Source organism: Dyadobacter beijingensis DSM 21582 (assembly GCF_000382205.1).
Lineage (GTDB): Bacteria > Bacteroidota > Bacteroidia > Cytophagales > Spirosomataceae > Dyadobacter > Dyadobacter beijingensis.
The window spans coordinates 1127359-1141331 of record NZ_KB907787.1 but is presented as its reverse complement, the minus strand read 5'-3'; the positions used below and the strand labels follow the sequence as shown (position 1 = coordinate 1141331).

The 13973-nt window shown below is 53.0% G+C and carries 12 protein-coding genes; 10 read left to right on the top strand and 2 right to left on the bottom strand.

Going from position 1 to position 13973, the window contains the following annotated elements; translation table 11 throughout:
- Positions 1-80: 80 nt before the first annotated feature.
- Positions 81-2486 (top strand): ABC transporter permease, encoded by a 2406-nt coding sequence (locus tag H144_RS0111970; RefSeq protein ID WP_019942304.1) that lies wholly within the window; start codon positions 81-83, stop codon positions 2484-2486.
- 13 nt (positions 2487-2499) lie between these two features.
- Here the strand turns inward: H144_RS0111970 and H144_RS0111965 are convergent, their stop codons facing one another.
- Positions 2500-3744, bottom strand: coding sequence for an MFS transporter (locus tag H144_RS0111965; RefSeq protein ID WP_019942303.1), 1245 nt, complete (start codon positions 3742-3744; stop codon positions 2500-2502).
- A 228-nt stretch (positions 3745-3972) separates the two neighbouring features.
- Here H144_RS0111965 and H144_RS0111960 point away from each other — a divergent pair, with 228 nt between their 5' ends.
- The 9 genes from H144_RS0111960 to H144_RS0111920 all read left to right on the top strand — a co-directional run bounded on the left by H144_RS0111960 (position 3973) and on the right by H144_RS0111920 (position 11708).
- Positions 3973-4431 (top strand): hypothetical protein, encoded by a 459-nt coding sequence (locus H144_RS0111960; RefSeq protein ID WP_019942302.1) that lies wholly within the window; start codon positions 3973-3975, stop codon positions 4429-4431.
- 36 nt (positions 4432-4467) lie between these two features.
- Positions 4468-5358 (top strand): winged helix-turn-helix domain-containing protein, encoded by an 891-nt coding sequence (locus tag H144_RS0111955; protein ID WP_019942301.1) that lies wholly within the window; start codon positions 4468-4470, stop codon positions 5356-5358.
- 75 nt (positions 5359-5433) lie between these two features.
- The gene (locus H144_RS0111950; protein WP_019942300.1) at positions 5434-5691 is read left to right on the top strand and encodes a hypothetical protein; all 258 of its coding nucleotides are present in this window, start codon (positions 5434-5436) and stop codon (positions 5689-5691) included.
- Positions 5692-5908: 217 nt separating this feature from the next.
- Positions 5909-6571: an ABC transporter ATP-binding protein gene (locus H144_RS0111945; RefSeq protein WP_019942299.1), complete on the top strand. Its 663-nt coding sequence runs from the start codon at positions 5909-5911 to the stop codon at positions 6569-6571.
- A 20-nt stretch (positions 6572-6591) separates the two neighbouring features.
- Positions 6592-7905, top strand: coding sequence for a TolC family protein (locus H144_RS0111940; protein ID WP_019942298.1), 1314 nt, complete (start codon positions 6592-6594; stop codon positions 7903-7905).
- Positions 7906-8109: 204 nt separating this feature from the next.
- On the top strand, positions 8110-8763 hold the full coding sequence (locus H144_RS0111935) for a hypothetical protein (protein ID WP_157504633.1): 654 nt from the start codon (positions 8110-8112) through the stop codon (positions 8761-8763).
- A gap of 7 nt (positions 8764-8770) precedes the next feature.
- Positions 8771-9451: a hypothetical protein gene (locus H144_RS0111930; RefSeq protein WP_019942296.1), complete on the top strand. Its 681-nt coding sequence runs from the start codon at positions 8771-8773 to the stop codon at positions 9449-9451.
- Between the two features lie 90 nt (positions 9452-9541).
- Complete coding sequence (locus tag H144_RS0111925) at positions 9542-10237, top strand: GDSL-type esterase/lipase family protein (RefSeq protein WP_019942295.1); 696 nt, start codon at positions 9542-9544, stop codon at positions 10235-10237.
- Positions 10238-10364: 127 nt separating this feature from the next.
- Positions 10365-11708, top strand: a complete 1344-nt coding sequence (locus H144_RS0111920; RefSeq protein WP_019942294.1) for an FGGY-family carbohydrate kinase — start codon at positions 10365-10367, stop codon at positions 11706-11708.
- Position 11709: 1 nt separating this feature from the next.
- Here H144_RS0111920 and recG read toward each other — a convergent pair whose 3' ends face one another.
- Entirely contained in the window at positions 11710-13830 is a 2121-nt protein-coding gene (recG, locus tag H144_RS0111915) for an ATP-dependent DNA helicase RecG (protein ID WP_019942293.1), read from the bottom strand.
- Positions 13831-13973: the final 143 nt, after the last annotated feature.

Genomic DNA, 13973 nt, shown 5'->3' with positions numbered 1-13973 from the left:
TCCCCCCTCCCTTTGTTAAAAATAGTTAAACCGCACTACCCTGAAAATCAGCATGCTTCAAAAAACCCTAGTTTTGAAGCATGCTGAAAAACTACTTTAAAATCGCGTGGCGGAACCTGGTGAAACGCCGGTTTTATTCACTGGTCACCATCCTCGGGCTTACCGTCGGGATGACGTTTTCGTTTCTGATCGCAAGCTACATCTGGGGCGAACTGCGCGTGAATGCGGACCTGCGGGATGCGGATAATCAATACATTATCCGCAGCAAATGGACGAACCCGGATATGGGTCTCGACCTCACCACGCTGGGGCCATTGGGCAAGGCATTGAAAACCGATTATCCCAACCTTGTCGCCAACTATTATCGCTACGATGCCATTACCGTGGCCGTTTCCCAGGGTGACAAGCATTTCCGCGAAGACGCGCAGACCTGCGATTCCACCCTGCTCAGCATGTACGGCTTTCCGCTCCTGCACGGGGACGCGCGCACGGCACTGAATGCGCCCAATTCGGTGGTTATTACCGAAAATAAGGCCATGAAATATTTTGGCAGCACCGATGTCGTCGGCAGATCGCTCACGCTGCACAATTTCGTCGGAGGGAAGCAGGAATACCAGGTGACCGCCGTGATGAAAAATCCGACTTTCAACTCCATCAACAACCTGCTGAACAGCCCGGCGGAGATATTCTTTCCATTCAGCAGCCTGGAAGGCCGTAAGGGCTTCGAAGACAACTGGGGTATGGCTTTCATGGTGAATTACATCGAACTGAAAGAGGGCGTCACGCCCGCGGACCTGGTCAAACCCATCGCGCAGGAAGTCGCCACGCACGCGCCGGAGGCCATCCGGGCAAACCTGCAAGTGTACCTCACCCCGCTGCGCGATTACTACCGCGAAGCCAACGGCGGGATCGTCAATAAAATGATCCTGACGCTCTCGGGCATTACGGCATTCATTATCCTGATGGCGATCGTCAATTTTGTCAACATATTCATCGGCAACTCTTCCTCGCGCCTGAAGGAAATCGGCGTGCGTAAGGCATTGGGGAGTTTGAAACGGCAGCTCGTGGGCCAGTTTCTCGCCGAGGCCATTCTGCTGGCCTTGCTGGCGATGATGATTTCAATGGGCCTTTATATGTTGCTCCGACCGGCTTTCAGTGATGTTTTGGGTAAAAACGTGGCGTCGGTTTGGCAGCTGATGCCCTACTCCTTGCTCCTCCCGCTCGTGTGTGCGCTGGTAACCGGGCTGCTGGCCGGCATTTACCCCGCCTGGGTGCTTTCTCGGGTGCCGTCGGTGGCGTCTATGAAGGGTACGCTGAAATCGGTGAAGGACAATGTGCTTTTCCGCCGCGCACTCATCGCTTCGCAGTTCGTCATCGCGCTGTTCGTGATTGCCGGGGCTGGCATTGTAGCGCGCCAGGTCGATTATTTTTTCAATAAAAACCTGGGTTACGACAAGGAATCGCTCGTCACGTTAGGCGTTCCGCGTGACTGGACGCCCGAGGGACTCGCCAAAATGGAACGGGTACGCGACGGTATCGCTGGTTTGAAAGAGGTCAAAAGCATTTCCCTTTCCTACGAAATACCGAATGGCAATGGGGGTGGCGGTTTCGGATTGTACAAACCTGGCCAGGACTCCACCGGGGCGGTGATGACTACCCTCTTGCGCGCGGACGTCGCCTACGCGCATACGTATAATATGCGCCTCCTCGCGGGGAAATTCCTGCAAGATGCGCACACCACTTACCAACCCGACCATATCGTGCTAAATGAAACGGCGGTCCGCTCGCTCGGTTACGCCAGCGTCCGCGACGCCGTGGGACAACAACTGCGCGCGCATTTCTACGACAAGCCATTGACGATCGTGGGTGTGGTGCAGGATTTTCACTTCGCCTCCATGCACCAGGCGATCAAGCCCATCGCATTCGCCGACGTGCGCGGCACCAACACCTACCGTTACCTCAGCATCCGCCTGAATGCCGGCGACCTGGGCGATGCCATGACGGTTATTGAGCAAAAATGGCACGAACTCATGCCCGACGCCCCATTTGAATACGCATTTATCGATCAGACTCTTCAAAAATTATATATGACTGAAATGCAGCTCAAAAAAGCCTCCCGCATTGCCACGGTACTCTCGGTCGTGATCGTGCTGCTGGGCATTCTGGGCATGGTATCGCTCAACGTCGCCCGCCGGACCCGCGAAGTCGGTATCCGCAAAGTACTGGGCGCCACCAGTGTGCATGTGGTGCTGCTGTTTTTAAAGGAATTCATGCTCATCCTGGCCGCCGCTATCGCCATTGCATTCCCCCTCGCCGCGCTGCTTGGCCGGAAATGGCTGGATACCTACGCGTACCGGACGGCTATCGGCTGGGATGTTTTCGCCGTCATCGCCGCCGCATTCGGGGTAATGATCACCCTGCTCGTCGCCTTGCAGACTTACAAGGCGGCGGTTATGAACCCGGTGAGGAGTTTGCGGAGTGAATAATCAGACACTCCAACTAACTCAGCCTCACCGCAAACAAATCCTTCGATTTCAAATATACCCACGTTACGACGACCAGCGTGGCTACGCCCCCGATCATGACCGATGGGACCGTGCCGAAGGCTTTGGCCATCACGCCGGATTCGAAGGCGCCGAGCTCGTTGGAGGAGCTGACGAACATGCCGTTGACGGCGGCGACGCGGCCGCGCATTTCGTCGGGCGGATAGATTTGCAGGATCGTCTGACGGATGATGACGCTGACGCTGTCGAACACACCGGTGGCGAAAAGTGCGCCGCACGAGAGCATGAAGTCCGTCGATGCAGCGAATACCAATGTGAACACACCGAAACCGGCCACGGCGACGAGCATATTACGCCATGCATTGTGCGTTGGCGGGAAGTAGGCCATCGCGAACATCGTGAGCATCGAGCCGATGGATGGCGCCGCACGCAGAAGCCCCAGTCCCTCCGGGCCAACTTTGAGAATGTCCTCGGCGAAAATGGGCAGCAATGCGATCACGCCGCCGAACAAGACGGAAAAGAGGTCCAGTGTCATCGCATACAGGACAATGCGCGTTTTGAAAACGAATTTAAAACCCTCTTTCAAACTCTCCATAATGGGCGTGACGATCTTCGGAAACTCGGGACGCGTTTTGATCAAACCCAATAAAAACCAGCATATCAGGAAGTTACCGATCACAATCATCAATGTATGCGTGAGTCCCATGTAAGCATAGAGAAAACCTGCCGCCGCCGGGCCGATGATGGCGCCTGCCTGCGAAAAGGAGCTGCTCCACGTAGACGAATTATGGTAAATCGTGCGAGGTACGAGAAATGGTTTCAGAGAGCTGGCCGCGGGCGAATAAAACCCTTTTGCAAAGCCTATTAACCCAAACACCGCATAAATCACAGCCAAATGCTGCCACTCCGCCAGCTGGTTGTAAACCGCCGGCTGAAAAGCCGTATACAACACGCCCGAACCGAGCAGGATAACCACCAGGCTGATATGCATGATCGTGATCTTGTTCTTCTGATCGGCCACGTAGCCACCGAAAAGCGACGTGATAATGAACGGTATGGCCTCTGCCAGCCCTACCAAACCCAATGCGAGCGGGTCGTGGGTGGTTTTGTACAGCTCATAACCGACGATCACCTCCTGGATGCGGATGGTAGCGGAAAAAAGGAAAGAATTGGATACGAAAAACCGGAAATCAGAATAGCGGAGTGCTGCGTAGGGATCGTTGGGCGTGACTGTTTTCAAGTGAGTGCTTGGGAGTTATGAAAAGGTAACACCGCCCGTCGCCAGGAATGTTCGGCTTTAATTAAAAATTAATAGCAAATGCGTTTTCCATACCATAAATGCCCGGCAAAGTGCCATAACCAATCTTTTACATTTCGTTTACATTGTTTTACAGGCGCTATGCGAGGGGCCCGGAGCGGCGGCGATACATTTGGGCAAGTTTGAAACAACCATTCCAAACATCGTCCTATGAAAACCAGAACCTTGAAAATCACCCTGGCGCTGACGCTCCTCTGTACCCTGCAGGCGTCGGTCGCGCTGCCCGAAACGATCGCCGCATTTACTTCGAGCCTGCTGCTGAACGGCCACGCTATTTCCACCGAAGCATTTGGTCAGGTAACCCGCGGCACCATCTCGCTGGCCAGGGACAACGCCGGTTCAGGCGGCAAAACGCTGGTCGCATTTTACATTTACCTGAAACGCAATGGCCGGATCGTGGACGCCGAGGCGTACGGGCACAACCACGCGGTGCTGCGTTACGAGCTTTCGGAAGTACTCCGGCTCGCCGAAGCGGGCGACCAGCTCGTCATCGATCCGCTGGGCCCCGGCAATGGGGACGACAGGCGCGTGCTTACGATCAAAAAAACGCAGATCGTTCCGCAATTCGAATGGTTTTATGGTATGAAAAAGAAGAAGGACAACTGCTGAAATTGGTTAAATTTGACTGTCGTATCCGCTGTGCTCATGAAATACTCGAAGGCTGTTTTCCGGGAAATAATGCGCTGTTCCGTTTTGATCATGGTACTGGCTGTAAATGCACGGGCGAACAGCGACGCCGTGCGGTTTTCGGAAAATGTGAACCTTTCGCTGCGCCGGACCGTGCATTTACTCCTTCGCGCCAATGGAGATTCCGCAACGGCCATTCCGCCCGTGAGCCAGGCCGACGCGCATACCTTTTCCGTGCGCATGGAAAACATGCTCGACTACGACAAACTGCCCGAAACCTTGCAGCAATCGCTTGCTGCCTACCATATCGACCAGCCGTATACTGTTACCGTGCTCGACTGCGACTCCGGTACCGTACAGCTCGGGTACCAGTTTTTCGATCTCAGACAACCCGGCGGTGTACCTTGTGCGGGCCGCTCGCGGGAGGCGCGCTGTTATGTGCTGCAGGTCCGTTTCACACCCGCGCAGCAGCCGGCGAAAACGGCCGGGAACTCCTGGCTGCTGATTTCCGTCGGCGGGGCGCTGGCCGGGCTGGGTTTTATCGCCTGGAACCGTTCACGGCACAAAAAAGAGCAAAGCCCAATGCCCTTGCCCGAAACGGTACCCGCTTCGCGGCTGGCATTCGGGCAATCATGGCTGGATACGGCCAGTCAGACGCTTTTCGACAGCGCAACCACCCACTCGCTCACTTTCCGGGAAGCCAAGTTGCTGGCGCTGTTTGCCAAAAACACGAACCAGGTACTGGAAAGGGATTTCATTCTCAAATCGGTTTGGGAAGATGAAGGGGTCACCGTAGGCCGCAGCGTGGACGTGTTCGTTTCGCGGCTGCGGAAGCTGCTCGCCGCCGACCCGCACGTCAAGATCACCGCCGTTCATGGCGTAGGCTACAAACTGGAAGCACATTCCTGAAAATCCATGTTCAAAACTTTTCTCAAAATCGCAGCGCGTCAGCTCTGGCAGGGGTGACTATAGCGGCTGAGCACGGTGGAAACATTGTATGCCAAAATCCGGCTCGGCGGCCGCAATCCGCTGGGGAATGTGCTGATGGTGTTCCAGTTTGCGATGGCGATCCTGCTGGGCATTGCGAGCGCGGTATTTTATCGTCAAATGCATTTTATCCGTTCCAAGAACCTGGGTTACAATCCCGACCAGGTCGTTAAAATCGAAATCCAGGGCGTGCGGGATGTGCAGCAAGAATCCCGTGCAGGTTTTGCGGTCGGAACAGGTGCATTTCGGCTGTAACCGGCGTGTCCGCTCACCGCGTCCGAATGCGCACACATTTTGTACGGTATCGGACGCGGATATGTCTTCATTTATTTAAAATGTACTGAATGTCAATCATTTAGTCTTTTGGCAAGCCTTTTTAAAATAGGACTGGCATAAGAGAGACGGATGTAAGGATTTGTTTTTCGGACAGGTTATCCTTAATTACATACCAAATCTCAAACTCTTAATTTTTATGATCCAGTTAGAAAAGATATCCAAATATTACCCGGCAGGTTTTGGCAAGACATACGTGTTGCGCCACATTGATTTGAACATTAAAGAAGGTGAATTTGTGTCGATTATGGGCCCGTCGGGCTCGGGCAAATCCACCCTGTTACACATACTTGGCTTGCTCGAAGAACCGTCCGAAGGCGAATACCTTTTCCTCGACGAGCCTGTCCAGAAACTCTCCGAAAAGAAACGCACCGAATTGCACCGCCACCACATCGGTTTCGTGTTCCAGGCCTACCACCTGATCGACGAGCTGACGGTGTATGAAAACATCGAGACGCCGCTTTTGTATAAAGGTACATCGTCATCGGAGCGGAAAAGCCGGGTAGCCGAGCTGCTCGACCGTTTCAATATGGTTGCCAAAAAGGACCTGTTCCCGCACCAGCTTTCGGGCGGACAGCAACAGCTCGTAGGCGTGGCGCGCGCCATTGTACATAACCCGAAAGTGATTTTCGCCGACGAACCGACCGGTAACCTGCATTCGGAGCAGGCGATCGAGATCATGGAATTATTTCAAAAACTTAACCAGGAAGACAAAGTCACCATCGTTCAGGTAACGCACTCGGAATTGAATGCGGGTTACGGCAACCGGATCGTCCGGTTGAAGGACGGCTGGCTGGCATGACCTAACTCAATCTATTAGCCATGAAACGCATTTTTTTACTTTTCTGCCTCCTGCCCCTACTCGGGCAGGCGCAAACCAAACTGAGCCTCGCCGAATGCGTGGACCTGCTCGCCAAAAACAACCTGCTTTACCAGCAGGGATCGTTGCAGGCCGAGGCGGCGCAGGCACAGCTTCGGCAGACAAAGTCGCAGATATTCCCGCAGATTTACATTACGGCCGACCAAAGCCTTAACCTCGGCCGCAGCATCGACCAGTACACCAACGCGTACATAGACCAGCTTTACAGCTATAATTCGATCAGTACCGGCTTTCAAATGCCCGTTTACCAGGGTGGAAAATTAGCCAACCAGACGCGCCAGGGCACATTGCTCAAAGAATCGGCGATCGAAAACCGGACTGCCGTGCTGAATGCGCAAACGATCCTGCTCATGCAGGGCTATGTGAATGTACTGGCTACGAAGGCATTGTTCGAGGCGGCGCAGCAACAGGTCGAATCATCGCAGCAGCAGGTTGATAAGGTTCAGAAACAAGTCGATGCGGGAACGGCAGGCAACAATTTGCTGGCGGAAATCAAAGCGCAGCTGGCAAACGACAAATATTTGCAGGTAACGGCCCTTAGCAATTACCGTACGGCGCGCCTCGCATTGTTCCAACGGATGAACGTCACACCGGACGACAATATCGAATTCGAACCATTGCTGCCAAAGGAGAACATCGTGCCGGCGGCGGCCAATTCTACGGAGCTGTACGAAAATGCGATCAAGACATTCCCGGAAATCCGCAGCGCCGAGCTGAACCGTCAGAGCTATAAATACCTTGTCAAATCCATTAAAGCATTGAATTTCCCGTCGCTCAACCTGAGCACGAACGTGCGGGCATTCTACGCATCGACGAACGATAACCTCGACTATTTCAAGCAGTTGAATGCGACACGGAACGGCTATATCAACCTCGGCCTGAACATTCCGATCATGGGCCGCTGGGTAACCCGGCCGCGCGTCGAGCTCGCCAAGGTGCAGGAACGCCAGGCGCAGAATACGCTGGACATCACGAACCAGCAACTCCGCCAGGCCATCGAAACAGCCGTGTTGAACCTGAACGCGATGGCCGACAAGCACGCGGCAGCCGAAGGACAGGTAGAATCGCTGGGAGCCGCATTCGCGGTGGTGGAGAGCAAGTTCAATGCAGGGGTATCGAGCATTTTCGAATACACGCTTTCGAAAGCCAAACTCGCTCAGGCACAGGGCACGGCCATTCAGGCAAAATATGATTATCTGATGCAACAGAGATTGTTACAATACTACCGTCAGGGCAACTGGCAGGGGGTGTTTTAGGCGGTAGGCTTTAAGTAGTAGGCTATAAGCTTTAAGCAGTAGGCTGTAAGCTTTAAGCCCAAAGACTGTTAGGTTAAATTTGGTATCGGTAATTCTTAGAGGCAGCCAGCGCATTGGCTGCCTCTTTTTTGTTAAATAAACCTAAATTATTAGGTGGTTACATAAACGAATGTAAATTGCTTCTACAAACTAAATTTATTATCCATGAAAAGACTTCTTCTATTGTTACTGCCGGGGATGGTATTCCTGGCAGGGCGCGCGGAGGCGCAGTTTCAGAAAGGGACGGTGCATTGGGGCGCGACGATCAGCGCGGAGGGGACGCTCAGCAACTTTGAAACCTACGAATCCAACCGCTTGAAAACCGGTGTGCACACGATCACGCCGTCCGTTCAGTTCGGTAAATTTTTCAAGGATAACTCGCTGTTTGGTGCGAGGCTGTTGTCGTCATTCAACTATAACAAGAGCGATCTGAAAGGACCAAACAGCGACAACGAATACAAAAACAACAATACGAACTTGTCGCTTTCCCTGTTTGTCAGGCGTTACAAATTCCTCGGCGAAAAGTGGGCGATTTTCCTCGAACCGGGCATTAACCTGTCCTATTATCATGGAAAAAACACGTCCGATGATGTCGAAACGAGCAATGGGTATGGCGGCGGTATTTACATTCGTCCGGGCATCGTTTACCGCGTTTCTCCCCGTTTCGCCATCGAATCCGATCTGAATGTGCTCTCGCTCAATCTTCAGTATTACCATATGAAAGACTGGGATAATTTCCATTTCAGCGCCGGCGCTACTTCCGGCATCCAGAGTTATTTCGGCCTGCGGGCTTCATGGTACCTGACCCAATCCAACTAAAACGGATATGAAAAAGATCATTCTACTTTCGTGGCTCTTCACCGCATGTTCGATCACCATTGGTTTCGCACAGCTGGAAGGCAAAAAATTTGTGAGCGCTACCGTGGGCCTCAATTTCAACAATACCAATCAGGACGAATATCCTACTGCTACCAACTACGGCTACAATATCGACGCGAGCTTCGGCAAATTCAAAACCGCCAATAAAGCTTCGGGCTGGAATATCGGCACGTCCCTTTACGGGCAAAAGGCGACGTTATACCCGGATGGGACGCGGGAAACTTTCGAAGGGATCACCGGTTTTGGCGTAAGTACCGGCTATTTCTGGCAGCATTACAAACACTTTTCCGACAAGTTCGGAATATTCGGCGGACCGCATGTGAATGTGCTTTACAGCTACACCAAGCTCCTGCCGAACCAGTCCAGCGACAACTTGCTGCATCGGCAACATCACATTTCTCCGCAGTTCGGTGTATCTGCGGGTGCCTACTATGCGCTGAATGAAAGGTGGTGGCTCACGGCGTCCTTAGGCATCGCCAACCTGCTTTATCTTTCCTACACGATCGACGAAGCGGAAGCCAGGCCGACCGGCAATACCAATAAAACCAAAACATTCGACTACAAGCTAACCCCCAACCTCACATTACCAAGCGTCTCGCTGGGACTTCGCTACTTTTTCAAGGACTAGCGGCGTTGCCGGAAACCGAAAAATTTACCATTATTGCATTAAAATCCCCGTGGATATGGCTTTTACCGCCATATCCACTTTTATTTTGTAATGAAAAAACACCTTCTGATTGTCCTTTTTGCTGCGTTCAGCGCTTGCCATAAACCACAAACTGCCAACCTGGCCGGCCCCTGGGAGCCCGATTATGACGTAACCCGTTCGGAAGGCGCTATCAAGGAATTTGAGAGAAAGGACGCCGAGCATATGCCCGCACCGGGTGGAATAGTTTTCACGGGGAGCTCCTCATTTACCAAATGGGTGAATGCCGACAAGGACCTCGCGCCGCTGCCGATCATCAACCGCGGCTTCGGCGGCTCTACATTGCCGGAAGTAATCCATTATTCCGACCGCGCCATTACCAAATACAAGCCGAAAACCGTCGTGATCTATTGCGAGAATGACATGTTCGGTAAAAAACCGAAGTCGCCCGAGCAGGTGCGCGACGCGTACGTGACGCTGGTCAAGAAGATCCGCGCGCAGCAGCCCGACGTGCGCATTTATGGTGTATCGCTGAAACCCTCACCGTCTCGGTGGGCGAAGCGCGAGGATGTGATCAGGGCCAACAAACTCATTCAGGATTATATCAAAAAGGACAAGAACCATCATTACATCGACGTGTGGCCGGTAATGCTCAAAAACGGCCGCCCGGACGGCGCTATCTTCGTGAGCGACAGCCTCCATATGAACGAGGAAGGTTATAAAAGATGGACGAAAGTGTTCCGCCCGATACTGGAAAAATCGGTCTGAAACTGTCCTGCTCTTTGCGGTTTTTTACAAAGATTTTAAAAGAACAGATAAGGGTATTGGTTTTAACGTAAAGTCACTATATTGACCGAAAAAATACATTTCCGGGTAAAAAAGTGATATTCCACTAATGAAAGTAACAGCGGTTTTTGATATTGGCAGGACCAATAAGAAGTATGTACTTTTTAACGAAAAGTATGACATCGTTCACGAGTTTTCAGAATACCTCCCAGAAACAGTTGACGAAGACGGCTTCCCGACCGAAGATTGTGAATTGTTGACCAAATGGGTGCAGGACCGCTGGGCCGAGCTTTTGGCAGATCCCCGATACGATATCAAGGCTGTGAATGTGGCCGGCTATGGCGCGAGCCTCGTGCACCTGGACCACGCCAACCGTCCGCTTACCCCGCTGTACTCTTACTTAAAACCTTTCCCGGAAGAACTTTCAAGGCAATTTTACAGCACCTACGGCGATCCTACGCGCATTTCACTGCAAACCGGCTCGCCGTCGATGGGAATGCTCAATTCGGGCATGCAGCTGTATTGGCTCAAACATACCAGACCGGAAATCTACGCGCAGATCGCGACCACCCTGCATTTGCCGCAATACATCCTGTACCTGCTCACGGGCCGAAAAGTAAGCGATTATACCTCGCTGGGCTGCCATACCGCATTATGGAGCTTCGAGATGTGGGATTACCACGAATGGGTGAAGCAGGAAGGCATTCATAAGAAACTCGCGCCCGTGCTCGCATCGTCGTCGTTTATCTACCGGCATGGCGACAAGGGCATTCAGTCGGGCTTCGGGCTCCACGATAGTTCCTCGGCACTGATCCCTTACCGGATGGCGGTGAAAAAGCCGTTCGTACTGCTGTCGACGGGGACTTGGTGCATCAATTTCAACTCTTTCGCATCCAAACCGCTGACTTCCTACCAGCTGGAACGCGATTGCATGAACTACCTCACACCGGAAGGCAGCGGCGTTACGGCGTCACGGCTCTTCCTCGGCCGCGAGCACGACTACCAGGTGGCGCGTATTGTGGAGTATTTCAAAGTAGAGCCTGATTTTTACAAAAAAGTAGCGTTCGACGAGGCAGTACTGGAAGCGGAAACACCGAAATTCTACACCGCCTGTATGACCGGCAATGGCCCGTTCCCGCAGCCCAATACGCAGGAATGGCAGATCAGCGCATTCAAATCGGCCGAGGCGGCGTACCACCATTTGCTGAAAGGCCTTACCGAACTGCTGTTCGTGTCGCTGGACCTTGTGAATGTCAACGACGTACACGCGATTTACATCGATGGCGGTTTTGCGCGTAACGAAATTTTCACCCGACTGATTGCCAGACATTACCCGAACCACAAAGTGTACGTGTCCGACCTGCCTTACGCGACGTCACTCGGGGCCGCATTGCACGTGACGCGCCCGCAGACGTACGAGTTCGCGAACGAGATCCGTGAAATAAAACCTTGATTTAGCTGATTCGGCTCCAGTTGGTTTCTTCCTTACGCAGGTTTTCAAGATGGCTGCGGATAGGATGGTGGACCGGCTGGAGCAGATCGGGATCGGCCGTGAGAATTTCCTCCGCGGAAGCCCGTGCCGCTTTCAATATCTCGCCATCCTGCGCCAGATTGGCCACCAGCAGGTCCACCAGCCCGCTTTGCTGCGTTCCCGAAATATCGCCGGGGCCGCGCAGCTGCAAATCCACTTCCGCTATTTCGAAACCGTCGTTGGTATTGCACATCGTGTCGATACGGAGCTTGGTATCCTTGCTGAGCTTGTAATCGGTCATGAGAATGCAATACGACTGTTCCGCACCGCGCCCTACCCTGCCGCGCAGCTGGTGCAGCTGCGACAGCCCGAACCGCTCCGCATTTTCGATCACCATCACGGAGGCATTCGGCACATTCACACCTACTTCGATCACCGTCGTGGCGACCATAATCTTCGTCTCGGCCCGCACGAACCGCGCCATTTCGAAATCCTTGTCCTGCGACCGCATTTTACCGTGTACAATACTGAGCGGAACGCCCGGAAACGCCCTCGCGACGCTTTCGTAGCCGTCCATAAGGTCTTTCAAATCCATTTTCTCCGACTCCTCGATGAGCGGATATACGATGTATACCTGTCGCCCCTTCGTAATTTCGTCCTTCAAAAAACCGAATACGGAAAGACGGTGCTTGTCGAAGCGGTGTACGGTTTTAATGGGCTTCCGCCCGGCGGGGAGCTCGTTAATGGCTGAAATATCGAGATCGCCGTAAAGCGTCATCGCCAGTGTACGCGGGATGGGCGTGGCCGTCATCACGAGCATATGCGGGTTGATGTGCTTGTTTTTGGCCCAAAGTTTGGCCCGCTGCGCCACCCCGAAACGGTGCTGCTCGTCGATAATGCAAAGGCCGAGGTTTTTGAACTGAACCGCGTCCTCGATCAGTGCGTGCGTGCCGACGATAATGTGCAATGTGCCGTTCAGTAGCTCGCGGTGGATGACCTCGCGTTCCTTTTTCTTGGTAGAGCCGGTGAGCTTGGCAATGTTGACGCCCAGCAGGTCGGCGAACTTTTTAAGGCCCTGGTAATGCTGGTCGGTGAGGATTTCGGTCGGCGCCATGAGGCAGGCCTGGGCATCGTTATCCAATGCAAAAAGCATACTGATAAACGCCACGATCGTCTTGCCGGAGCCTACGTCGCCTTGCAGGAGCCGGTTCATCTGCTTGCCGGTTTTGAGGTCTTCGTGGATCTCGTGCAGCACGCGTATCTGCGCACCTGTCAGCTTGAAGGGCAAATGCTGTTCGTAAAACTCTTTCACGAGCAGGGTTTTATCAAATACCAGTCCCGGATATTCGGTCTTATGCAGTAACTTGTTCTTGATCAGCCGGAACTGGTTGTAAAACAGCTCCTCGAATTTTAGCCGGCGCTGCGCCTGGTGGAGCGCGCGGGCATTATCGGGCAGGTGGAAATGCCACAATGCCTGGGCTTTGGAAATGAGCTTGTACTTCTGGACCAGTGGTTCAGGCAACGTCTCCCGGATGTGCGGATGCGCTATTTCGAGCAGGCTCCGCACCATTTTACCCAGCGCCTTGCTGTCGAGAAACTTCTTGCGCAGCTTTTCCGTAAGCGGGTAAATGGGCTGCCAATGGCCCGCCGAAGCGTTCTCCTGCGTGAGTACCTCTATTTCCGGGTGGGTAATGCTCCATTTCCCGCCGAATAGCACGGGATTACCGTAAACGACGTATTCGCCGCCGCGTTTCAGCCATTTTTCATACCACGAAATACTCTGGAACCATACCAGTTCCAGAAATCCCGTACCGTCCTGAAATATACCGACGAGCCTCTTTTTATTTCCTTCACCGATCACGGTAAATTCACGCAAACGCCCTTTCACCTGGGCGGCGGTCATTTGCTCGTTGAGGTCGCTGAGCTTGTGGAAAACGGTGCGGTCCTCGTGGCGGAATGGATAATGCTGGATGAGGTCGCCGAAAGTGAAAATATTCAGTTCCTGGTTCAGCAACGCAGCTTTTTGCGGCCCTACACCTTTCAGGAATTCGATTTTGGTATCGAAAAAACGGGTTCTAACGGATGGGTTTGTTTCAGAAGTCATTACTCAAATATAAACCGAAATCGCTAAAAACACCGTCCACGCCGTCCAAATGTTAATCTCTGTTAACGGAGTCGCTAATCGGCCGCTTTTAGGCACAACCTGCTTGATTCCCAACTTTGGAATGCCTTACTTGCCACGTTGTA

Bases quoted from the DNA above. Each gene is read 5' to 3' on its own strand.
- H144_RS0111920 (WP_019942294.1), top strand. From the start codon at position 10,365: ATGAAAGTAACAGCGGTTTTTGATATTGGCAGGACCAATAAGAAGTAT.
- H144_RS0111945 (WP_019942299.1), top strand. From the start codon at position 5,909: ATGATCCAGTTAGAAAAGATATCCAAATATTACCCGGCAGGTTTTGGC.
- H144_RS0111970 (WP_019942304.1), top strand. From the start codon at position 81: ATGCTGAAAAACTACTTTAAAATCGCGTGGCGGAACCTGGTGAAACGC.
- H144_RS0111955 (WP_019942301.1), top strand. From the start codon at position 4,468: ATGAAATACTCGAAGGCTGTTTTCCGGGAAATAATGCGCTGTTCCGTT.
- H144_RS0111960 (WP_019942302.1), top strand. From the start codon at position 3,973: ATGAAAACCAGAACCTTGAAAATCACCCTGGCGCTGACGCTCCTCTGT.
- H144_RS0111940 (WP_019942298.1), top strand. From the start codon at position 6,592: ATGAAACGCATTTTTTTACTTTTCTGCCTCCTGCCCCTACTCGGGCAG.
- H144_RS0111935 (WP_157504633.1), top strand. From the start codon at position 8,110: ATGAAAAGACTTCTTCTATTGTTACTGCCGGGGATGGTATTCCTGGCA.
- H144_RS0111925 (WP_019942295.1), top strand. From the start codon at position 9,542: ATGAAAAAACACCTTCTGATTGTCCTTTTTGCTGCGTTCAGCGCTTGC.
- H144_RS0111930 (WP_019942296.1), top strand. From the start codon at position 8,771: ATGAAAAAGATCATTCTACTTTCGTGGCTCTTCACCGCATGTTCGATC.
- recG (WP_019942293.1), bottom strand. From the start codon at position 13,830: ATGACTTCTGAAACAAACCCATCCGTTAGAACCCGTTTTTTCGATACC.